General features: G+C 74.8%; 20 protein-coding genes and 2 pseudogenes. 11 read left to right on the forward strand and 11 right to left on the reverse strand.

The annotated features are described in order from the left end of the window. Positions 1 to 44: 44 nt before the first annotated feature. Both RF647_RS09105 and RF647_RS09110 read left to right on the forward strand, forming a co-directional pair. Positions 45 to 1,001, forward strand: a complete 957-nt coding sequence (locus RF647_RS09105; protein ID WP_368811458.1) for a hypothetical protein — start codon at positions 45 to 47, stop codon at positions 999 to 1,001. A gap of 10 nt (positions 1,002 to 1,011) precedes the next feature. Beyond that, positions 1,012 to 2,094, forward strand: a complete 1,083-nt coding sequence (locus RF647_RS09110; RefSeq protein ID WP_133411350.1) for a 4-hydroxy-3-methylbut-2-enyl diphosphate reductase — start codon at positions 1,012 to 1,014, stop codon at positions 2,092 to 2,094. Positions 2,095 to 2,115: 21 nt separating this feature from the next. On the opposite strand, the gene RF647_RS09115 is transcribed toward RF647_RS09110, so the two are convergent. From RF647_RS09115 to RF647_RS09125, 3 genes are all read right to left on the reverse strand, one after another. Continuing rightward, the gene (locus RF647_RS09115; RefSeq protein ID WP_368811459.1) at positions 2,116 to 3,450 is read right to left on the reverse strand and encodes a DNA recombination protein RmuC; all 1,335 of its coding nucleotides are present in this window, start codon (positions 3,448 to 3,450) and stop codon (positions 2,116 to 2,118) included. A gap of 77 nt (positions 3,451 to 3,527) precedes the next feature. Next, positions 3,528 to 4,289 (reverse strand): ABC transporter permease, encoded by a 762-nt coding sequence (locus RF647_RS09120; protein ID WP_368811461.1) that lies wholly within the window; start codon positions 4,287 to 4,289, stop codon positions 3,528 to 3,530. Positions 4,290 to 4,353: 64 nt separating this feature from the next. Continuing rightward, a complete protein-coding gene (locus tag RF647_RS09125) occupies positions 4,354 to 5,295 on the reverse strand; it encodes an ABC transporter ATP-binding protein (RefSeq protein ID WP_368811462.1) in 942 nt (313 codons plus the stop codon). Positions 5,296 to 5,421: 126 nt separating this feature from the next. Here RF647_RS09125 and ychF point away from each other — a divergent pair, with 126 nt between their 5' ends. Then, positions 5,422 to 6,507, forward strand: a complete 1,086-nt coding sequence (gene ychF, locus RF647_RS09130; RefSeq protein ID WP_368811463.1) for a redox-regulated ATPase YchF — start codon at positions 5,422 to 5,424, stop codon at positions 6,505 to 6,507. A 31-nt stretch (positions 6,508 to 6,538) separates the two neighbouring features. Here ychF and arfB read toward each other — a convergent pair whose 3' ends face one another. The 5 genes from arfB to RF647_RS09155 all read right to left on the reverse strand — a co-directional run bounded on the left by arfB (position 6,539) and on the right by RF647_RS09155 (position 9,407). Next, complete coding sequence (gene arfB / locus RF647_RS09135) at positions 6,539 to 6,979, reverse strand: alternative ribosome rescue aminoacyl-tRNA hydrolase ArfB (RefSeq protein ID WP_368811464.1); 441 nt, start codon at positions 6,977 to 6,979, stop codon at positions 6,539 to 6,541. Between the two features lie 140 nt (positions 6,980 to 7,119). Then, positions 7,120 to 7,548 carry a hypothetical protein gene (locus tag RF647_RS09140; protein WP_368811466.1) on the reverse strand — a complete coding sequence of 143 codons (429 nt, stop codon included), beginning with the start codon at positions 7,546 to 7,548 and terminating at the stop codon, positions 7,120 to 7,122. A 194-nt stretch (positions 7,549 to 7,742) separates the two neighbouring features. Next, positions 7,743 to 8,036: a hypothetical protein gene (locus RF647_RS09145; protein WP_284563530.1), complete on the reverse strand. Its 294-nt coding sequence runs from the start codon at positions 8,034 to 8,036 to the stop codon at positions 7,743 to 7,745. Positions 8,037 to 8,202: 166 nt separating this feature from the next. Continuing rightward, complete coding sequence (locus RF647_RS09150; protein ID WP_368811467.1) at positions 8,203 to 8,646, reverse strand: lipopolysaccharide assembly LapA domain-containing protein; 444 nt, start codon at positions 8,644 to 8,646, stop codon at positions 8,203 to 8,205. A gap of 92 nt (positions 8,647 to 8,738) precedes the next feature. Continuing rightward, a complete protein-coding gene (locus RF647_RS09155) occupies positions 8,739 to 9,407 on the reverse strand; it encodes an alpha/beta family hydrolase (protein ID WP_368811468.1) in 669 nt (222 codons plus the stop codon). Positions 9,408 to 9,485: 78 nt separating this feature from the next. On the opposite strand from RF647_RS09155, the gene RF647_RS09160 reads away from it, so the two are divergent. Further along, positions 9,486 to 10,094, forward strand: a complete 609-nt coding sequence (locus RF647_RS09160) for a mismatch-specific DNA-glycosylase (RefSeq protein WP_368811470.1) — start codon at positions 9,486 to 9,488, stop codon at positions 10,092 to 10,094. 25 nt (positions 10,095 to 10,119) lie between these two features. Here RF647_RS09160 and zupT read toward each other — a convergent pair whose 3' ends face one another. Continuing rightward, positions 10,120 to 10,905: a zinc transporter ZupT gene (zupT, locus tag RF647_RS09165; protein ID WP_368811471.1), complete on the reverse strand. Its 786-nt coding sequence runs from the start codon at positions 10,903 to 10,905 to the stop codon at positions 10,120 to 10,122. 88 nt (positions 10,906 to 10,993) lie between these two features. Between zupT and RF647_RS09170 the strand changes: the two genes are divergently transcribed. Continuing rightward, on the forward strand, positions 10,994 to 11,881 hold the full coding sequence (locus RF647_RS09170; protein ID WP_368811472.1) for an aminoglycoside phosphotransferase family protein: 888 nt from the start codon (positions 10,994 to 10,996) through the stop codon (positions 11,879 to 11,881). 22 nt (positions 11,882 to 11,903) lie between these two features. Here the strand turns inward: RF647_RS09170 and RF647_RS09175 are convergent, their stop codons facing one another. After that, entirely contained in the window at positions 11,904 to 12,656 is a 753-nt protein-coding gene (locus tag RF647_RS09175; protein WP_368811473.1) for a YoaK family protein, read from the reverse strand. Positions 12,657 to 12,889: 233 nt separating this feature from the next. On the opposite strand from RF647_RS09175, the pseudogene RF647_RS09180 reads away from it, so the two are divergent. The 4 genes and pseudogenes from RF647_RS09180 to RF647_RS09195 all read left to right on the forward strand — a co-directional run. Beyond that, positions 12,890 to 13,744, forward strand: a pseudogene (locus RF647_RS09180) (HAD-IC family P-type ATPase); the annotation flags it as partial. Between the two features lie 233 nt (positions 13,745 to 13,977). After that, positions 13,978 to 14,130: pseudogene (locus RF647_RS09185) on the forward strand (hypothetical protein); the annotation flags it as partial. 334 nt (positions 14,131 to 14,464) lie between these two features. Next, positions 14,465 to 14,836 carry an HAD-IC family P-type ATPase gene (locus RF647_RS09190; RefSeq protein ID WP_368811474.1) on the forward strand — a complete coding sequence of 124 codons (372 nt, stop codon included), beginning with the start codon at positions 14,465 to 14,467 and terminating at the stop codon, positions 14,834 to 14,836. Positions 14,837 to 14,902: 66 nt separating this feature from the next. Beyond that, positions 14,903 to 15,532 (forward strand): cation transporting ATPase C-terminal domain-containing protein, encoded by a 630-nt coding sequence (locus tag RF647_RS09195; RefSeq protein ID WP_368811475.1) that lies wholly within the window; start codon positions 14,903 to 14,905, stop codon positions 15,530 to 15,532. 30 nt (positions 15,533 to 15,562) lie between these two features. On the opposite strand, the gene RF647_RS09200 is transcribed toward RF647_RS09195, so the two are convergent. Beyond that, positions 15,563 to 17,146 carry a cation:proton antiporter gene (locus tag RF647_RS09200; RefSeq protein ID WP_368811476.1) on the reverse strand — a complete coding sequence of 528 codons (1,584 nt, stop codon included), beginning with the start codon at positions 17,144 to 17,146 and terminating at the stop codon, positions 15,563 to 15,565. A 124-nt stretch (positions 17,147 to 17,270) separates the two neighbouring features. Between RF647_RS09200 and RF647_RS09205 the strand changes: the two genes are divergently transcribed. Together RF647_RS09205 and RF647_RS09210 are read left to right on the forward strand one after the other, a co-directional pair. Beyond that, positions 17,271 to 18,662, forward strand: a complete 1,392-nt coding sequence (locus RF647_RS09205; protein ID WP_368811477.1) for an MFS transporter — start codon at positions 17,271 to 17,273, stop codon at positions 18,660 to 18,662. Continuing rightward, complete coding sequence (locus RF647_RS09210; RefSeq protein WP_368811478.1) at positions 18,659 to 19,765, forward strand: winged helix DNA-binding domain-containing protein; 1,107 nt, start codon at positions 18,659 to 18,661, stop codon at positions 19,763 to 19,765. Before RF647_RS09205 ends, RF647_RS09210 begins: the two co-directional genes overlap by 4 nt. Positions 19,766 to 19,795 lie beyond the last annotated feature (30 nt).

A 19,795-nucleotide genomic window follows, 5' to 3' on the forward strand; every position in this document is an offset into this window, starting at 1 on the left:
GGGGACAGCCGTGCACGCGCTCCACCCATGCGTACAGTGGTTCCGTGAGCCTCTCAGCACCCCCCGCCCCCGGACACCGCTCCGCACCCCGCTCCCGACGACGCGCCACGACCGTCCTGCGCACCGGCCTCGGCACCGTCCTCGGCCTCGCCGCCGCGTCCCTCGTGGCGCTGCTCGTGCCCCTGCACTGGGCCCAGGACACCCTGGTCTCCCGCGACGGCTTCACCCGAGTGGTGGGCACCCTCGCCGAGGACCGGCCGTTCCAGGAGGAGCTGGCCCGCACCGCGGTGGGGCAGGTGGCCGACCGGATCGTGGGAGAGCGGGCGACCGGCGTCGGGTTCCTCGACCGGATGCTCGAGGACGCCGCCCGCCGGGCGGCCGACGTCGCCGCGGACCTCACCTCCGACCCCGCCTACCAGCGCGCGTGGACGGAGGCGCTCACCCGCACCCACGAGGCCAACGTCCCCGTGGACGGCGCGGTAGAGGAGCCGCCGAAGGACCTCGTGCTGGACATCGCCCCCGTCCTCCAGGAGGTCGACGCCGCCGTGCAGCGGGCCGTCGGCGTGGACGTCGGCCTGGCGGAGCGCGAGAGCCGGATCACCGTCCCGGGGTCGAACACCGGGCGCCTGATCGAGGCGGGGACCCGAGTCACCGACCTGGCCGTCCCGCTCACGTGGACCGCCGCGGTGCTCGCCGTGCTCGCGCTGCTCGTGACCCGGCACCGCTTCGCCGTGCTCGCCGTGCTGGGGCTGGGGACCCTGGCCGGACTGGGCGTCGTGTTGCTGCTCGTGGAGCAGGGCGTGCAGCGGGCCTCCGGCATGCTCGGCGGCGACCCCGTGGTCCGGCTCGCCGCCGACCGGGCCGTCCTCCTGCTCACCGACTCCCTCGGCGAGCAGATGGTCACGGCCGCCTGGGCCGCCGGGATCACGGGCGTCGTGGGCCTCGTCGGGGCCATCCTCGTGTCGGGCGGATCACGGCGCGGGCCCCGCCCCACCGCGTAGCATGGAGGCCATGCCGACCACCGTTGCGCTCTCCATGCCCACCGTCCCCCGTTCCCGGCGCTCGCCGGAGGACGTGGCCGCCGCCGCTCCCGTGGCCGGACCGAAGAAGGTCCTGCTCGCGTCCCCCCGCGGCTACTGCGCCGGCGTCGACCGCGCGGTCATCGCCGTGGAGAAGGCGCTCGAGCACTACGGCGCCCCCGTGTACGTGCGCAAGGAGATCGTGCACAACAAGTTCGTGGTGAGCACCCTCGAGGAGCAGGGCGCCGTGTTCGTCGAGGAGACCGACGAGGTCCCCGAGGGGTCCCTGCTGATCTTCTCCGCCCACGGCGTCTCCCCGGCCGTGGTGGAGTCCGCGAAGTCCCGCGAGCTGCGCACCATCGACGCCACGTGCCCGCTGGTCACCAAGGTCCACCGCGAGGCCGTGCGCTTCGCGAAGAGCGACTACGACATCCTCCTGATCGGCCACGACGGCCACGAGGAGGTCGAGGGCACCGCCGGCGAGGCCCCCGAGCACATCCAGGTGGTGAACAGCCCCGACGAGGTCGGCCAGGTCGTGGTCCGCGACCCGGACAAGGTCGTCTGGCTCTCCCAGACCACCCTCAGCGTGGACGAGACCCTGGAGACCGTGCAGAAGCTGCGCGAGCGCTTCCCCTCCCTGCAGGACCCGCCCAGCGACGACATCTGCTACGCCACCTCCAACCGGCAGACCGCGATCAAGAAGATCGCCCCGGACGCGGACCTCGTGATCGTCGTGGGCTCGGCGAACTCCTCGAACTCCGTGCGCCTCAAGGAGGTCGCCCTCGAGTACGGCGCCCGCCGCGCCGAGCGCGTGGACTTCGCGAACCAGGTGGACGAGTCCTGGTTCGAGGGCGTCGCCACCGTGGGCGTCACCAGCGGCGCCTCCGTGCCGGAGGTCCTCGTCAAGGACGTGCTGCGCCTGCTCGCGGACTACGGCTACGGCGAGGTCGAGGAGGTCGTCACCGCCGAGGAGGACGTGCTGTTCTCCCTGCCCAAGGAGTTGCGCGCCCGGCTCACCGCAGCCGGGGACACCTCCCACCGGCTCGGCGGCCGAGGGGCCCGCCCCACCCGCTGAGCCGCGGGCGGACCCGCTCGCTCAGCCCGCCGCGCGCTCGTCGAGCTGCTCCGGCACGCCGCCCCCCGGTTCGGTGCGGCCCGGGCGCTCGGCCGTCTCCGGGAGCTGCGCCGCCTCCGGCGCCGGCAGCAGCTGGGCCGCCTCGGTGAACTCCGGCGCCGTGAGCGGGCGCGGCGCCACCACGAGCGGACGAGTGGTGAGCCGATCGTCCTCCGCGAGCGTGGGGTCGAGGTCGCTGATCCGCCGGGCCGTGGGGAACACCCGGGTCTCCACGGAGCCCGTCAGCCGGTTGTAGGTCTCCACCGACTTCTGCAGCGACCGGCCCATGTCGTCGAGGTGCTTGCCGACCGTGCCCAGCCGCTCGTAGAGCTGGCGGGAGAGGTCGAAGAGCTCCTTGGCGTTCTCCGTCAGCCCGTTCTGCCGCCACGTGAAGGCCACGGCCTTGAGCGAGGCGAGCAGCGAGACCGGCGACACGAGCGCCACGTTGCGGCTCGCGGCGTGGTCCAGCAGGGTCGGGTCCGCGTCCAGGGCCGCGGAGAGCGCCGACTCGGCGGGCAGGAAGCACAGCACCAGCTCGGGGGAGGCGTCCCGCGCCTCCCAGTATTTCTTCGACGCCAGCGCGTCCACGTGCCCGCGCACGGCCTTCGCGTGACCGGCCAGCTGCGCCCGGCGCCCGGCGTCGTCCTCGGCGTCCTGGGCGCGCAGGTAGGCGGTCATGGGCGCCTTGGCGTCCAGGACGATGTCGCGGCCCCCCGGCAGGTGCACCACCATGTCCGGGCGGATCGCGCTGCGCTCGCCGTCCGCGGTGGTGCCGTTGGAGGCGACCTGCTCCCGGAAGTCGACGTGCGCGGTCATCCCCGCGGACTCGACCACGCGGCGCAGCTGCACCTCGCCCCACAGGCCGCGCGCGGAGCCCGAGCGCAGCGCGGAGGACAGGGAGGTGGTCGCGGTGCGCAGGTGGTCGCCCACCTCTCGGGTGTGGGCGAGCGCCTGGGTGATGCCCCCGTACTGCTCGGCGCGGTCCCGCTCGAGCGCCGTCACGTGCTCCTCGACCGAGCGCAGCTGGTGGGCGACCGGCGCCAGGGCCCGCAGGACGTTGTTGTCCTGCACGGAGCGGGCGTCGGCGTCCCGCAGCCGGTCCTCGAGCTGGGCGCGCGCCTCGACGGCCGCCGCCCGCTCGGAGGCCAGGTCCACGAGCCGGTCCTGGACGGCGGCGAGCTCGGCCTGCAGCCCGGCCCGCTCCTCCTCCGCCGCCCGGGCGTCCCTGGCGGCTCGGGCCCGCGCCACGGCGGTGCCCAGGAGGGCGCCCACCAGCAGGGCGAGCAGGACGAGGAGGACGACGAGACTGACGGTCATGCCCAGCAGTGTGGCACGCCACCCGGACACCGCACGGCAGCGGCGCTCACCGCCCCGCTCCCCGGAGCGTCACCCGGTCAGCGCCGGACCGTGGTCCGGCGCACGGCGAGCAGCACCACGGCCGCGAAGACCACCGTCCAGAGACCGGTGTTCAGCAGCAGCGCCCACAGGGGGTCGGACTCCACCGGCGGTCCGCTGGTCGCCACGACGTCGCCCTCCACGAGCGGATACCGGGCGAGCCCGGCCAGGCCGTAGAGCGGGGTGAACCGCGCGATGTCGAGCATCACGCCGGTGAGCGGGACGAAGAGATTGCCGAAGAAGCTGAGCACCACGAGCATCCCGGAGGCCGCCCCCACGGCGGACTCGGAGCGGAACAGCAGCCCGGCCGCCAGGCCGTAGAGGGCGAACACCGAGGAGCCGGCCACGACGATCGCCGCGGTGGCGGGCCAGCGCCAGCCGCCCAGCTCGGCACCGGTCAGGGCGCCCACGGCGTAGACCACGAGGACGGGCAGCACGGCCATGGCCAGGGCCACGGCCACCTTGGACAGCACGTACCCGTGCCGCGGCGCTGGGGTGAGTCCGATCTGCCGGCCCCACCCGCGGGCCTGCTCCACGGCGGCGGAGCCGGCGATCGAGGTGGTCGCGGTGACCGCCCCGTAGACCGCCATCGAGATCATGTTGTACCCGCCGGCGTTGCCGTGGCCCACCGGGAGGTCGGAGAAGTCCCCCAGCGCCGTGAACATCACGTAGAGCACGGCGGGCAGGACCACGATGAAGAAGGTGTTCTCGACCAGGCGCACGTTGCGGCGCAGGTCGTGGGCGGCGTAGGCGATGCTCATGGTGCTGGTCCTCCGGGGACGGGGGAATAGGGGCGGGGAGTCGGGACGGGGCCGGCGGACCGGGTCAGTCGGCGGTGAGGCCCAAGAAGGCCTCCTCGAGTCCGGCGTGGGTGATCTCGAGCTCGCTCGCGCCCGTGGTCGTCAGCAGGTGGCGGGCGATGGCGTCCGTGTCGGGGCCCGTGAGCCGCCGGCGTCCGCCGGCGGGCTCCAGCGGGGTCGCCCCCGGGACGACGACGGGCCCGGGCCCCTCCCAGCGGAAGCTGACCACGCGGTGGCCCGCCAGGGCCTGGACCTCGGCGGTGGGGGCATCGGCGACCACCCGCCCGCCCTTGAGCACCACGGTGCGGGCGGCGAACTCCTCGGCCTCGTCGAGGTAGTGGGTGGCGAACACGACCGTCCGGCCGCGCTCCGCCTCGGCGTGCATCGCGGCCCAGAACTCCCGCCGGGCGCCGACGTCCATGCCCGCGGTCGGCTCGTCGAGGACCAGCAGGTCCGGCTCGGGCAGCAGGGCCAGCGCGAAGCGCAGCCGCTGCTGCTCGCCGCCCGAGCACTTGGAGACCTTGCGCCGCGCGAACCCGGCGGCCCCCGCCCGGCCCAGGGCCTCGTCCACGGGCAGCGGGTCCCGGTGCAGTGTCGCGACCATCGCGACCGTCTCGCGCACGGACAGGTCGTCGAGCAGCCCCCCGGTCTGCAGGACCGCGCCGATCCGCCCTGCCCGCACGCTCTCGCGCGGGGCGGCGCCGAGGGTGCGCACGGTGCCGTCGTCGGGGTCGGTGAAGCCCAGGACCATGTCGAGGAGGGTGGTCTTGCCGGCGCCGTTGGGCCCGAGCAGCGCGACGACCTCGCCGCGCTCGATGCGCATGCTCACGCCGTCCACGGCGCGGACGCGCTGCTCGCCGCGCCCGAAGCCCTTGCGGACGCCGGAGACGTCGACGGCCGGGGAACCGGCCGTCGGGTCGGCGGGGCTCGTGTGCGGCGATGTGCGGGAGGCCGGGGAGGACGTCATGCTCCGACTCTGCTCCATCGCGCGCCGTCCCGGAAGCTCCGCGGGCCACGACACGCCCACGACCTCGGCCATGGGCCCCGGGGGCGGCACGGCGTGCCGGCCGCGTGCCCGGTAGGATGGTCTCCCGTGGCTCTTACTATCGGAATCGTCGGACTGCCCAACGTCGGCAAGTCCACCCTGTTCAACGCGCTGACCCGCAACACCGTCCTGGCGGCGAACTACCCGTTCGCGACCATCGAGCCGAACATCGGCGTGGTCAACCTGCCGGACCCGCGGCTGGACCGGCTCGCGGAGATCCACGGCTCGGACCGGATCCTGCCCGCGACCGTGTCCTTCGTGGACATCGCCGGCATCGTCAAGGGCGCGTCCGAGGGGGAGGGCCTGGGCAACCAGTTCCTCGCCAACATCCGCGAGGCGCACGCGATCGCCCAGGTGGTGCGCGCCTTCGACGACCCGGACGTCATCCACGTCGACGGCGAGATCAACCCCGCCTCGGACATGGAGACCATCAACACCGAGCTGATCCTCGCCGACCTGCAGACCCTCGAGAACGCGATCCCGCGCCTCGAGAAGCAGGTGAAGATCAAGAAGGCCGATCCCGCCAAGCTCGCCGCCATGCAGCAGGCGCAGACGATCCTCGAGCGCGGGGACACCATCTTCGGGGCGGCCGAGAAGGAGAAGCTGGACGTCGACCAGCTGCGCGACCTCAGCCTGCTCACCGCCAAGCCGTTCATCTACGTCTTCAACGCCGACGACGGGGTGCTCGGCGACGAGGCCAAGCAGCAGGAGCTGCGCGATCTCGTGGCGCCCGCCGACGCCGTCTTCCTCGACGCGAAGCTCGAGTCCGAGCTCGTGGAGCTCGACGAGGAGGAGGCGAAGGAAATGCTGGAGATGTCCGGGCAGGACGAGGCCGGTCTCGACAAGCTCGCCCGCACGGGGTTCCACACCCTCGGGCTGCAGACCTATCTCACCGCTGGGCCCAAGGAGTCGCGCGCCTGGACCATCCCCGTGGGCGCCACCGCCCCGCAGGCCGCCGGCGTCATCCACACCGACTTCGAGCGCGGCTTCATCAAGGCCGAGATCGTCTCCTTCGAGGACCTCGACGCCGCCGGGTCCATGGCCGACGCGAAGGCCGCCGGCAAGGTCCGGATCGAGGGCAAGGACTACGTCATGCGCGACGGCGACGTGGTGGAGTTCCGCTTCAACGTCTGAGCGGGTCCGGTGATTCGTGCCGGAGCGCCGGTCACTCGGGCCCGGGGCGCCTGCGATTCTGTTTGGTCTCGGAGCGCCTGCGTTTTCCTTCGAGCCGACGACGGCGCGAGCCGTGGGTGGGCCGGGTCGCTCGCCGGACGACCGGGGGAACCACGGCACCGCGCAGGAGCGCGGCGAGGCGATGTCTGGCCGCGGTGCGATTCTGTCGCTGGGAGCGGTGCTCGGCGGCGCTGACGGTCAGCACGGTGCCCGAGAGTCTGCCGGCGAGCTGATCGAGGGCGCGGTCGCGCTGCGCGTCGCTCAGGGCTGTCGTCGTGGCCAGATCGAGCGAGAGCTGCACGCGGGAGTCGGTAGTGTTGACGCCCTGACCGCCCGGCCCGGAGGCGTGGGAGAACTGCTCGACCAGCTCACCCGCCGGCACCCTGAGGCCGTGGGGCGCGCCGGGGCCCGGGGGCACGTGCAGATCGTCCACACGACGATTGTCCCGCACCGGCGACGCGACACATTTCATTCGGTCTCGGTGGGGGATCTCCGGCTGCTCGGGCGAGGTCTGCGGCCGGGCGCGCCAATCGGCCGCAATGGCGGTTCGGCGCGCAGCCCGGCACGTCCTGACTACTGCCCGAGGGGCTCACCGGTGTTGCTGTCGACGGTGCCGTTCTCGATGCCCTCGCACTGCGACACCCCGGCCGGTGTGGTGGGTTCGTAGTGGATGCAGAAGGCGTCGTAGTAGGGCATCCCGTCCTGCCAGGCCGCGTAGGCCTCGTCGTAGGTGAAGTCCTGGTCCGGCAGCGCCCCGGGCATGGGCGGCGGGGTGGCCCCGGGGGTCGTCGACGGGGTCGGCGAGGCCGGCTGCGTCGCCTCCGCGCTGCCGGTGGCCCCGGTCGTCGGGGAGGGGGAGGCGCTGGGAGACGCGTCGGGCTCGTCGGGCCCGCCGCTGTCGGGGGTGGTGCACCCGGTGACCAGTGCCAGGGACAGGGCGACCAGTCCCAGTCGCCCGATGGCCGACTTCTGGTGGACGTTCTGCGGGGGGTTCGGTGACATGGCCGTCTCTCCGGTGGGGGCGGGGGATCCGTTCATCACTTTAGGGAATGCGGAGTGGTCCGCCCGGGTGCGACTCGCACGCAGTGCGGCACGTCATTCCTCCGGGCACGGAGAAGACCTCCGACCGCGACGTCGAGGCGTTCTCGACGTCGCGGTCGGAGGTCTTCGTCGTGCCGGCGGACCGAACCGGGCCCTTACCGCGGGGTCTCGGCGGCGTCCTCGGGCGGTGCTGCCGCCTCGAGGTAGTCCTCGACGTCCACGAGCACGGCGGGGCCGGCCTGCGCCGCCTGCAGCGCGACGGCGAGGCTCGCCACGTCGTCGTCGTCCAGGGGCTGGTCGGGCAGGTCCACGGCGTAGCGCGCCTCGCCGTCGACCAGCACGGGCGTGATCTGGGCGGTGCCGCTGGTGAGGTCGACGACGGTCGCGGGGGCGACCACCTCGAGGGCCTCGGGGGCTGGGCGGTCGTCGGGGAGTGCGGGGGAGCTCATGGGAATCGTCCTGTCGTTCGGGGTGCTGTCAGGCTACTGCCTGTTGCCGCCCGCGCAATGGGCCGACCCGGTACTGACGTCATGAGACACCTCCGGGGCGCCGCGCGGTCCCGTGCGGGGGCGCGACGCCCGCCGGGGACGGCCTGGGCCGGCGAGGCGGCGGGGGTCAGCGCAGGGCGCGCTTGATGTCGGCGCGCTCCTTCTCGAGCTTGCGCACCCGGTGGCCCAGCTTGAAGAGCCGGACGGAGCCGACGAGACCCATGATGAGGGCGCCGGCGACCGCCGCGAGCAGCATGGCGACGCCGAGGGGGAGGCTGAACTGCCAGCCCAGGTAGTTGAAGTCCGCCGGGACGTTGTTCTGCAGGATGAAGACCAGCAGCAGGATCAGGATCAGCAGGCCGAGGATCAAGGCCGTCCACGCGGCGCCCGAGACGCCCTGCTTCTGGTGCCCGTCCAGGGCGGGGTCCGTGGCCGTCTGCTGCCGGACGGCCGGCTCCCGGCCGGGCGCCGGCCGGTCTGCGGCAGACGCGTCCGCGGTGGGGATCCGCGGCTCGTCCCCGGGGGCGGGATCGGGCCGGAGCGGGTCGGAGGATGCTGGGGTGCGGGCCATGACGGTTCTCTCCCTGGTCGCGGACGGGTCGCGGTGACCCTGTGCTTCTCACGGTAGTCCCGGTCGGCGCGCCGTTGAAGTCCCGCCGGTGCTCAGCGGGTCGTGCGCGTCCGCCGGAGGAAGCGGCGCACCTCGGCGGCGGCCAGCGCGAGCGTGTCCTCCTGGCTCACGGGCCCGGACCGGCGGACCGCCAGGGCGTGGTCGGCGCCCTCCACCGGGACGACGTCGACGGCCGGCGCGCCGTCCGCGGCGGCCGTGACCTCGTCCGCGGAGCCGAAGGCGTCCCGCGTGCCCTGCAGCACGAGCACGGGGACCGTGGGCCGGAGCAGCTCCTCGGCGCGCGAGCGCTCCGGGCGGCCCGGCGGGTGCAGGGGGAAGGCCAGGCAGACGACGGCGGACGCGCCCACGGCGGCGGACGTCCGGCACGCCACGCGGGCCCCGGCGCTGCGGCCCCCGACGACCAGGGGCAGTCCATCCGCCAGACCGGTCACGGCCGGGGCGGCGGCCAGCCACCCGGTGTCGAGGGCGGCCGGACGGGGAGCGATCCTCCGGCCGGCGAGCACCCACGGTTGCTCGTGGCGCACGACCGTGACGCCGTGGAGGGGGAGTTCGTCGGCGAGGGCGGTGAGGTCCGGGGCGCCGGCGCCCCCGCCCGCGCCGTGCCCGAGCCACAGCACCGCGGTGGGGTGCTCGGCGGGGGAGACCAGCAGGCGGCCCGGCCCGCTCTCGGTGGGCACGGTGAGCTCGGTCGGTCGGGGCATGGCCACCACGGTAGCCCGGCGGGCGCCCGCGGCCGGCCCGTGGTGCCCGGCGGCGGGGGCGCGGCCTAGCATGTGGTCATGGCCTCCTCGAACGCGACCGGCGGCGCCCGGCCGAGCCGGGCGGACCTCGAGGCCGCCCGGGGCGCGACCCTGCCCGACCTGCTCGGCCCGGACGTGCGGCTGCTGATCTGCGGCATCAACCCGAGCCTGTGGGCCGCGGCCACGCAGGCGCACTTCGCCCGGCCCGGCAACCGGTTCTGGCCGGCCCTGCACGATGCCGGGCTCACCGGCCGGCTCGTGGACTGCGCGGCCGGGATGAGCGCGGAGGACCGGGAGCACGTCCTGGGCCGGGGTCTCGGCATCACGAACCTGGTGCCCCGGGCGACTGCCCGGGCCGACGAGCTGGACCCCGCCGAGTTCGTGGCCGGCCGGGAGCGGCTGGCCGAGCTCGTCGCCGGGCTGCGCCCCGCCGTCGTCGCGGTCGCCGGGGTCACCGCCTACCGGCACGCCTTCGCGGACCCGGGAGCCCGGCTCGGGCGCCAGGACCGGGAACTGGCCGGGGCGCAGCTGTGGGCGCTGCCGAGCCCGAGCGGGCTCAACGCCCACGCGTCCCGGGCGAGCCTCGCCGCCGCGTTCGCCGAGGTCGGGCTGGCGGCGGGCCTCCCGGTCGCCCTGACACCGCCGTGACCCGGTCACGGGCGCCGCGTCCGCCTCAGACGAACAGCAGAAGGCTCACGGCCATGACCGCCATCCCGGCGACCAGACCGTAGACCGACAGGTGGTGCTCGCCGTACTCCTGGGCCGTGGGCAGGAGCTTGTCCAGGGAGATGAAGACCATGATCCCGGCCACGCCCGCGAACACGACGCCGAAGAGGACGTCGTCGAGGAAGGGGAGCAGGACGAGGTAGCCGAGCACCCCGCCGACGGGCTCCGCCAGACCCGAGAGGAACGCCCAGCGGAACGCCCTCCGGCGGCTGCCCGTGGCGTGGTGGATGGGCACCGCCACGGAGATCCCCTCCGGAATGTTGTGCAGTGCGATGGCCACGACCACCGGGATCGCCACGGACGGCTCCTGCATCGCGGCCACGAAGGTCGCGAAGCCCTCCGGGAAGTTGTGGATCGCGATGGCCACCGCGGTCATCGTCCCCATCCGCAGGAGCCGGCGCTGCCGCCCGGCGTCGTCGTGCGGGTACTCGTGAGGGTTGACGCGCGTGGGCACCAGCCGGTCGATCACCGCGATCAGCAGGATCCCCGCGAAGAACCCGCCGGCGGTGGCCCACGCCCCCGAGCGCACCCCGAGCTCCGCGACCAGGGCCACCTGGGCCTTGACGAAGATCTCGATCATGGACACGTAGATCATCACGCCGGCCGAGAAGCCGAGGCTCACCGCGAGGAACTTGGCATCGGTGCGCCGGGTGACCAGGGCGAGGAACGCGCCCACACCCGTGGCCAGCCCCGCGAACAGCGTCAGGCCGAAGGCGAACAGCAGCTCGTTCACGACCGGGTCGGCTCCGTTCCTGGGCGGGGGTGGGCGCTCGCAGTCTAGCGAACGGCGGGTGCGCCCGGCGGTGCGCCAGAATGGTCCGGTGACGACCTTCTCCGCGCGTGCCCCGGGTGCCGGCGGCCGCCCGGCGGGTGTCCCCGCCGGGCTCGCTGACCGGTACACCGCCGCGTGGGAGCTGGTCCCCGACGGGCGGGCGCGGGACGACGGCGGGGCCCTGGTCCTGCCGGTGCGCACCCGCGCCGGGGAGCCGGCCCTGCTGCGGCTCTCCCCGCCGCGGCCCGGCGCCGAGCACGAGCACCTGGCCCTGCGCATGTGGGCCGGGCGCGGGGCCGTGCGGCTGCTCCGGGCGGAGCCGGCGGACCGGGCGCTGCTGCTCGAGCGCACCGCCGACCGGGACCTGCACGAGCTGCCGGTGCTCGAGGCCTGCCGCGTGCTCGGCGAGCTGACCCGGGTCCTCGCCCGGCCGCCGCGGCCCCCGTTCCCGCGCCTGTCGGAGACGGTCCGACGATGGCAGGCGGAGCTGGAGGGGGCCGTGGACCTGGACGCCCGGTTCCCGCGCCGCTTCCGGCTCCAGGCCGTCAGGAGCCTCGAGCGGCTCCGGCGCGACGAGCTGGACGCGGCGCTCGTGCACCAGGACCTGCACCACGGCGCCGTCCGCGCGTCGGCGCGCGCGCCGTGGCTGGCCGTCGGCGCCGACGCGGTGGTCGGCACCCCGGAATTCGCGCTGGTCCCCGCCCTGTGGCACCGCACGGAGGAGGCCGGGCACGGCGGGGCCCTGGCCGCGGCCCTGGCGGACCGAATGGAGGCCCTCGCCCTGGCGGCCGGCGCCGACGAGGAGCGCCTCCGGGCCTGGACGCTCGTCCGGTGCGCCGTGGCGGCCCGGGACGAGGCGCGCCGCCCCACCGGCGCCCCGCACCGCGAGGTCAGCCGGCTGGTCCAGCTGTGCAAGGCCGTGCAGCGGGGCGCCTGAGGCGCCGTCCTCGCGCCCGGGCTCAGGAGGCGGGGGAGCGGCGAAAGCCCAGGTCCGCGGCGAGCGGGCGCCACGCCGCCACGAGCAGGGTGAGCGCGGTGGGCACGAGGACCGGGAAGCCCGCGGCCAGGTAGCCCAGGGCGCCGAGCACCCCGCCGGCGAAGAACAGCCCCACGAGCGCGGCCAGCAGCCTGAGCTTCCCGGCGCCGCCGGTCACGAGGTCTGCGTCCGCGAGCCGGTTGCGGTAGAGGAACTTGCCGAGCTCGATGCCGATGTCCGTGACCATGCCCGTCACGTGGGTGGTGCGGATCTGGGCGCCCGAGATCTTGGTGATCACCGCGTTCTGCAGGCCCATGGTGAACGCGAGCACCGGGACGAACAGCAGGTCCCGGTGCGCCCAGGTCAGGCTCTCGGCCAGCAGGCCGAAGACGAGCACGAGCAGGCCCTCGAGCAGCAGGACGTTGGCGTAGCGGCTGTGCAGCCCGCGGCGCCGCGCCCAGTTGAACATCAGCGCGCAGCACGCGGCCCCGGCCGTGAAGGCGACGACGGCCAGGACGCCGACCGCCACGAGCCGCAGGTCGCCCAGCACGAGGTGGTCGGCGACCATCGCGGTGAGCCCCGTCATGTGGGAGGTGTACACGGCCACGGCCACGAAGCCCACGGAGTTGAGCACCCCGGCCACCAGGGCGAGCAGGTAGGCGAGGTGCCGGTTGAGAGCGGGCGTGCGGCGGGGTCCCGCGACCTTGAGCAGGTAGCGGTCGATCCGGGCCCTCATGCCGCGAGCCTAGTCCGGGGGCCGCGACGGGCGGCGTCACGGGGCCCGCAGCGCCGCCGGCGGGACGAGAACGGGGGTGTGGCCACCGAGATCGTGCACCAGGACCCGTCCCTCCGCGCGGCGGGCGAGCTCCTCGCCGAGCTGGACGTGGAGCCCGCCCTCGGGCTGAGCGCGGAGCAGGCCGGGCCCGGCTGGCCCGGTGCAGGCCCAACGAGCTGCGCACCGCCCCGCGGGTGCCGCGGTGGCGCAAGGTCCTCGCCCAGTTCCAGGACCCGCTGATCTACCTGCTCCTGACCGCGATCGCCGTGTCCCTGGTCGCCTGGGTTGCGGAGGGCGCCCGCGGGGTGCCGGTGGACGCGGTGGTCATCGCCGTGATCGTGGTGGCCAACGCGGTGCTGGGCCGCGTCCAGGAGGGGCGGGCCGAGGACGCGGTCGCGGCGCTGGCCGTGCTGACGGCGGCGAACTCCACCGTGGTGCGCGACGGGCGCCTGACCACGTTCCCCTCGGCCCAGCTGGTGCCCGGCGACGTCCTGGCCCTCTCCGAGGGCGACGCGGTGGGCGCGGACGCCCGCCTGCTCTCCGCCGCTTCCCTGCGCGTGCAGGAGGCGTCCCTGACCGGGGAGTCGGAGGCGGAGCTCAAGGACCCGGCCGTGCTGCCCGCCCCGGCCCCGCTCGGGGACCGGCGGAACATGGTCTACAAGGGCACGGCCGTGGCCTCGGGGGTGGGCCGCGCCGTGGTCGTGGCCACGGGCATGGACACCCAGGTGGGCGCCATCGCCGAGATGCTGGAGCGCACGGAGGCCGAGCCCTCGCCGCTGCAGCGCGACATCACGGCCGTCTCCCGGTCGCTGGGCCTCATCGTGGTCGGCGCCGCCGTGGTGGTCATGGCCACGGTCGTCCTGGTCAGCGGGGTGCGCGGCGTGCAGGACCTCGTAACCGTCCTGCTGCTGGGCGTCTCCCTCGCGGTCGCGGCCGTCCCGGAGGGCCTGCCCGCCGTCCTGGCCATCGGGGTGCGGGCGATGGCCCGCCGGCAGGCCGTGGTCAAGGACCTGCACTCCGTGGAGACGCTCGGCGCGGCCTCGGTGATCTGCTCCGACAAGACCGGCACGCTCACCCGCAACGAGATGACCCTCAAGGTGCTCATGACCCCGTCCGGCACGGTGGAGCTCTCCGGCACGGGGTACTCCCCGGAGGGCGAGGCCAGGGTCGTGACCGGGGGCGCGCCCGCCGCGCAGGTCCTGCCGGAGGCGCGCGGGGCGTGCTGGTGGGCGGGGCGCGCGCCAACAACGCCCAGCTCAACGAGGCCGCCGGCGTGTGGACCGTGCAGGGCGACCCCACCGAGGCGGCGTTCCTCACCGCCGTGCACAAGCTCTACGGCGCCGCCGACCGGGCGGACGACTTCTCCCGGGCCCTGGAGATGCCGTTCACCTCCGAGCGCCGGATGATGTCCCCCCTCGAGATCGAGACGGACTCCGGGCACCGGTACCTGTTCACCAAGGGCGCCCCGGACGTCCTCATGGACCGCTGCACCGGGGTGCGCGTCGGGGACGCCGTCGAGCCGTTCGACGCCGCGCGCCGCCGGGACGCCGCCGCGGCCGTCGAGGAGCTGTCCGGGCAGGCGTTCCGCACCCTGGCGGTCGCCGGCCGGCGCGTCCGGGAGCGCGAGTCCGGGAGCGCGAGTCCGCGGAGCTCGGCGAGGCGGCGGAACAGGACCTCGTCTGGTTCGGCGTGGTGGGCATCCTCGACGCGCCGCGGGAGGAGGCCGCGGCGGCCGTGGCGCAGGCCGGGCCGCCGGGGTGCGCAAGATCATGATCACCGGCGACCACCCGGTGACGGCCGCCCGGATCGCCGCGGACCTGGGGATCGTGCCCCCGGGAGCGCCCGCGCTCACCGGGGCGCAGCTGGACGAGCTCACCGGGGACGGCTTCCACGACGCCGTGCGAGATGTCTCGGTCTTCGCCCGGGTGGCCCCGGGCCACAAGCTGCGGAGCGTCGACGCCCTGCAGGCCCAGGGCCACGTCGTCGCCATGACCGGGGACGGCGTCAACGACGCGCCGGCCCTCAAGGCCGCCGACATCGGCGTGGCCATGGGCATCACGGGCACGGAGGTCACCAAGGAGGCCGGGCGGATGATCCTCGGCGACGACGACTTCGCCACCATCGTGGTGGCGATCCGGTAGGGTCGGGTCATCTTCGAGAACATCACGAAGTTCCTGCGCTACCTGCTGTCCTCGAACCTGGGGGAGGTGGCCAACGTCTTCTTCGGCGTGCTCCTCGCCGGCGCCCTGGGACTGACGGATGCGGCCGACGGCGCGCTCGCCGTGCCCCTGCTGGCCACCCAGATCCTGTGGATCAACCTCGTCACCGACTCCGGTCCGGCCCTGGCCATGGGCGTGGACCCCGAGATCGAGGACGTCATGGCCCGCCCGCCGCGCCGGCCCGACGAACGGATCCTCGACGCGCCGATGTGGGGGCGGATCGCGCTGCTCGGCCTGGTGATGGGCGCCTCGACCCTGCTCACCATCGACATCTTCCTCCCCGGCGGGCTGGTGCCCGGCCAGGACTCCCTCGACGTGGCCCGCACCGCCGGGTTCACCGCGCTCGTGCTCGCCCAGCTGTTCAACGCCCTGAACTCCCGCTCCGAGCTCGCGAGCGCCTTCCACCGGCTGTTCGTCAACCCCTGGCAGTGGGGTGCCCTGGCCCTCTCCGCCGCCCTGCAGGTGCTCGTGGTGCACGTCCCGGTGCTCCAGGTCGCCTTCGGCACCGCACCCCTGGACCTCGTCCACTGGGCGGTCGCGGTGGGCATGGCGTCCCTCGTCCTGTGGGTCGAGGAGCTGCACAAGCTCGTCCGCCGGACCCCGGCGCGCCGGGGCTGACGGGGCCGGTGCCCGCCGGCACCGGCGCGGTCAGTCGGGCCGGCGGCCGAGGGCCTCGACGGTCTCGGCGGCCAGGGCGATGCCGGCGCCGCTGTAGAGGTTGAAGACCGTCCGCACCCCGTGCCCGCGCAGCTCCTGCACCTCGTCGTCGTACTGCGCCACGGCGGCCACGACCCCGTCGAAGCCCGTGGCGCTCAGCTGCTGGAGGGCCACGAGGTTGGAGCCGTGGAAGGGCATGGCCAGCACGGCGACCTGCACGTGGCCGGTCGCGATCACCCGCTCCCAGAACTCCTGGTCGGTCGCGTCGGCCTCCTGGACGTCGATCCCCTGCGCCCGCAGCCGCTCCACGCGGTCCGTGGCGTTCTCGATGCCCACCACGGAGAAGCCGTGCTCCTCGGAGAGCTCCCGGTAGGCCGCCTGCCCCACCCGGCCCATGCCGAGCACGAGCACCGTGGCGTGGCTGATGTCGATGGGACGGTCCTCCGGGTGCAGCCGGTCGTCCGGGTGCTCCGGGAGCCGCCGGGCGAGGGTGCTGGTCAGGGAGGAGCCGCGGCGGTTGACCAGGGCCGAGATCACGAAGCTCAGGGCGACCGCCACGGAGAGCATCACCAGCCAGTCGCCGTCGAACATCCCGGCCGAGACGCCGATGGCCCCCACGATGAGGGCGAACTCCGAGTGGTTGCCCAGCGCGAGGCCCGTCCGCAGCGACGTGCGGCGGCGCAGCCCGAACATCCACAGCAGCAGCACGAACAGCATCGCCTGGACCGGCAGGAGGCCCAGGAGCAGCACGCTCATGGCGAGCATCTCGAGGGTCGGCATCCCGTGGAAGCCGATCGAGACGAAGAACGCGACCAGCAGGAGGTCCTTGAGCGTGAACAGGGTGCGGGACAGCTCGCCCGCGTTGGCGTGCGAGGCCAGGAGCATGCCGACGAGCAGCGCCCCCAGGTCCCCCTTCAGGCCCACGGCCGAGAAGGCGATGTAGCCGGGGACCAGGGCCATGGCGACGCCGAACAGGGCCTGCAGCTCCCCGTGGCCGATGCCGTCCCAGATCCGGCGGAACACCCACGCCGCCGGCAGCAGCAGCACCAGGGCCAGGGCCCACGGGCTCGGCGGGTGCTCGCTGGTGACGGTGATGAACGCGACGGCGGCGACGTCCTGGACGATGAGGATGCCGATCGCCACGCGCCCGTAGAGCGACGTCGTCTCGCTGCGCTCCTCGAGGACCTTGAACACCAGGACCGTGCTCGAGAAGGACAGGGCGAACCCGGCCAGCAGCAGCGCGCGGAGGTTCTCGCCCGGCAGCTGCAGCCCCACCAGCATCAGCAGGCCCAGGAGGCCCGCCCCGAGCGCCGTGCTCAGGACCATGTGGATCCCGGCCGTCCCCCAGACCTCCCGGCGCAGCAGCGACCGGGCGTCGAGCTTGAGACCGATGCCGAACAGCATGAGGGTCACGCCGACGTCGGCCAGCTGGTCGAGGGCGGGGAGCCGCTCCACGCCCAGGCCGTTGAGCACGAAGCCGGCCGCGAGGAACCCGATCAGGGGCGGCAGGCGCGCGAGGACGGCCAGGGCACCGGCCCCGAAGGCGACGACGAGATAGATGGCAACCGTGGACACAGTCAGCTCCCTCGCCGGCCGGTGGTGTGACCTCTCCAGTCTAGGGCGGGGGCCTCCGGGGGCCGGCGCGGCCCCGAGCGCCTACAGTGGTCGCAGCACAGCGCAGCGAGGGAAGGACCGGAGCATGCACGAGAGCCAGCGGCCCGGCGCCGCCGCGTCCGCCCCGACGCGCTCCCAGCGGCTGGACCGGCTGCCGTTCACCACCGAGCACCGGAAGCTGCTCGTCGGCTCCGGCGTCGGCTGGGCCCTGGACGCCATGGACGTGGGCCTGATCTCGTTCGTGATGGCCGCGCTCGCCCAGGAGTGGGGCCTGGGCTCCGGGGAGCTGTCCCTGCTCGCCTCCATCGGCTTCGTGGGGATGGCCGTGGGGGCCAGCCTCGGCGGGCTCCTGGCCGACCGGCTCGGCCGGCGCCAGGTCTTCGCCCTGACCCTGCTGGTCTACGGCACGGCCACCGGCGCGTCCGCGCTCGTCGGGTCCCTCGCCGCGCTCGTGGTCCTGCGGTTCGTGGTGGGCCTCGGCCTCGGCGCCGAGCTGCCCGTCGCCTCCACCCTCGTCTCCGAGTACGCCCCCCGGCGGATCCGCGGCCGCGTGGTGGTGGTCCTCGAGTCCTTCTGGGCCGTCGGCTGGATCCTCGCCGCCCTCGTGGGCTACTTCGTGGTGCCGTCCTCCCCGGACGGCTGGCGCTGGGCGCTCGTCGTCGGACTCGTGCCGGCCCTCTACGCCGTGGTCGTGCGCCGGGCCCTGCCGGAGTCCGTGCGCTTCCTCGAGCACCGGGGCCGGACGGACGAGGCCGAGGCCGCGGTGCGCCGGTTCGAGCGGGCGCGGCCGCTGGGCCGCTCCCGGGCCGAGACCCCCGAGCAGGCCCGGGCGGCCGAGGCGGCCGGCCCGCGCCCGGCGGAGGACGCGAGCGGGATCTGGGCCCCGACCCTGCGGCGGCGCACGGCGGCGCTGTGGACCGTCTGGTTCTGCATCAACTTCGCCTACTACGGGGCGTTCACCTGGCTGCCCACCCTGCTGCTCCAGCAGGGCCTCACGCTGACGACCTCCTTCGGCTACGTCCTGGTCATCACGCTCGCCCAGCTGCCCGGCTACGCCGCGGCCGCCTGGCTCATCGAGGTCTGGGGCCGCCGGATCACGCTGGCCGTGTTCCTCGGGGGCTCCGCGGTGAGCGCCCTGCTCTTCGGCATCGTCTCGATGGGCAGCATCGTGCTCCCGTGGCAGGTGATCGGCTCCGGCATGGCGCTGTCCTTCTTCAACCTGGGCGCGTGGGGGGCCCTGTACGCGATCGGCCCCGAGCTCTACCCCACCGCGCTGCGCGGGACGGGGACCGGGGCGGCGGCGGCGTTCGGCCGCGTCGCCTCGATCCTCGCCCCGCTGGCCGTGCCGGCGCTGCTCGCGCTCGGCGGGGAGCGATACGACGTCGTCACCGTCTTCGCCGTCTTCAGCGCCGCCTTCCTCGTGGCCGCCCTCTCCGCGTTCGCCCTGCCCGAGCAGCGGGGACGGGCCCTGCAGTGAGCTCCCCGGCCGTCCTGACGGACCGCGAGATCGGCCTCGCCCGGCTCGCGGCCCACGGGCTCGTGCGCCCGGAGGACGTGGCGCCCGAGGACGTGGTGCGCGCCCTCGGGGCCGTCCAGGCCCAGGACCTGCCCGGTGCCCTGGTGTCGGTCGGCCTGCGGCGGGCCGGCGGCTCCGACGGCCTGCGGCAGGCCTTCGACGACGGCCGGATCGTGCGCACGTGGCCCATGCGCGGGACCCTGCACCTGGTGCCCGCCGAGGACCTGCGCGCGTGGCTGGCGGTCCTGGGTCCCCGCACCGTCGCCTCGACGGCCGCCCGGCGCCGGGCCCTGGGCATCGACGAGCGGCTCGACGCGGCCCGGGAGGCCGCCCTCGCCGCGCTGCGCCACGGCCCGCAGCCCCGTGAACGCCTGCACGCCGCGTGGGAGGAGGCCGGGCTGCTGGGCGAGCCGGGCCGGGCCTACCACCTGATGCTCGCCCTGCACCTGGACGCGACCCTGTGCCTGGGCCCGCTGACCGCGGACGGCCGGGACCAGCTCGTGGTGCCCGTCGCGGACTGGGTCCCCGCCGCGGGGGAGGAGGCGGCCGTGCCCGGGGCGGCCGCCGGCGGCACCCCGCCCGTCGTCGCCCGCTGGGTGCGCCGGTACCTGCGCGGCCACGGCCCGGCCTCCGTCGCGGACGCCGCCCGGTGGGCGGCCCTGCCGCGCTCCGCGGTGCGCGCCGCGCTGACGGGGGCCGACGGTGTCGTGGCGGTGCACGACCGCGCCGGCCGCGAGCTGTGGTGCGCCCCCGAGGTGCTTGAGGGCCCCGCACCCGGCGGGCGCCGCGCCGCCGGGGTCTTCCTGCTGCCGCCCTTCGACGAGTACGTCCTGGGCTACGGGGACCGCTCCCACGTGCTGGCCCCGGCCCACGCGACCCGGATCGTCCCCGGCGGCAACGGGGTCTTCAAGCCCACCCTCGTGGCGGGCGGGCGGATCGTGGGGACCTGGGGGCGCGTGCGCCGCGCAGGGGGAGCCGAGCTCGTGCTCGACCCGTTCGAGGAGCTCTCGGCGGCCCGCCGCAAGGCCGCCGAGCGGGCCTTCGCGCGGCTGCCGGCGCTCTGAGCCGAGACGAAGCCGGTATGGGTCCCGGGG

Origin of the sequence: Kocuria sp. CPCC 205263, from assembly GCF_040981075.1 — a bacterium.
GTDB classification, from domain to species: Bacteria; Actinomycetota; Actinomycetes; order Actinomycetales; family Micrococcaceae; genus Kocuria; species Kocuria rosea.

Bases quoted from the DNA above. Each gene is read 5' to 3' on its own strand.
- RF647_RS09110 (WP_133411350.1), top strand. From the start codon at position 1,012: ATGCCGACCACCGTTGCGCTCTCCATGCCCACCGTCCCCCGTTCCCGG.
- RF647_RS09115 (WP_368811459.1), bottom strand. From the start codon at position 3,450: ATGACCGTCAGTCTCGTCGTCCTCCTCGTCCTGCTCGCCCTGCTGGTG.
- RF647_RS09120 (WP_368811461.1), bottom strand. From the start codon at position 4,289: ATGAGCATCGCCTACGCCGCCCACGACCTGCGCCGCAACGTGCGCCTG.
- RF647_RS09125 (WP_368811462.1), bottom strand. From the start codon at position 5,295: ATGACGTCCTCCCCGGCCTCCCGCACATCGCCGCACACGAGCCCCGCC.
- RF647_RS09140 (WP_368811466.1), bottom strand. From the start codon at position 7,548: ATGTCACCGAACCCCCCGCAGAACGTCCACCAGAAGTCGGCCATCGGG.
- RF647_RS09145 (WP_284563530.1), bottom strand. From the start codon at position 8,036: ATGAGCTCCCCCGCACTCCCCGACGACCGCCCAGCCCCCGAGGCCCTC.
- RF647_RS09150 (WP_368811467.1), bottom strand. From the start codon at position 8,646: ATGGCCCGCACCCCAGCATCCTCCGACCCGCTCCGGCCCGATCCCGCC.
- RF647_RS09155 (WP_368811468.1), bottom strand. From the start codon at position 9,407: ATGCCCCGACCGACCGAGCTCACCGTGCCCACCGAGAGCGGGCCGGGC.
- RF647_RS09160 (WP_368811470.1), top strand. From the start codon at position 9,486: ATGGCCTCCTCGAACGCGACCGGCGGCGCCCGGCCGAGCCGGGCGGAC.
- RF647_RS09175 (WP_368811473.1), bottom strand. From the start codon at position 12,656: ATGAGGGCCCGGATCGACCGCTACCTGCTCAAGGTCGCGGGACCCCGC.
- RF647_RS09190 (WP_368811474.1), top strand. From the start codon at position 14,465: ATGATCACCGGCGACCACCCGGTGACGGCCGCCCGGATCGCCGCGGAC.
- RF647_RS09205 (WP_368811477.1), top strand. From the start codon at position 17,271: ATGCACGAGAGCCAGCGGCCCGGCGCCGCCGCGTCCGCCCCGACGCGC.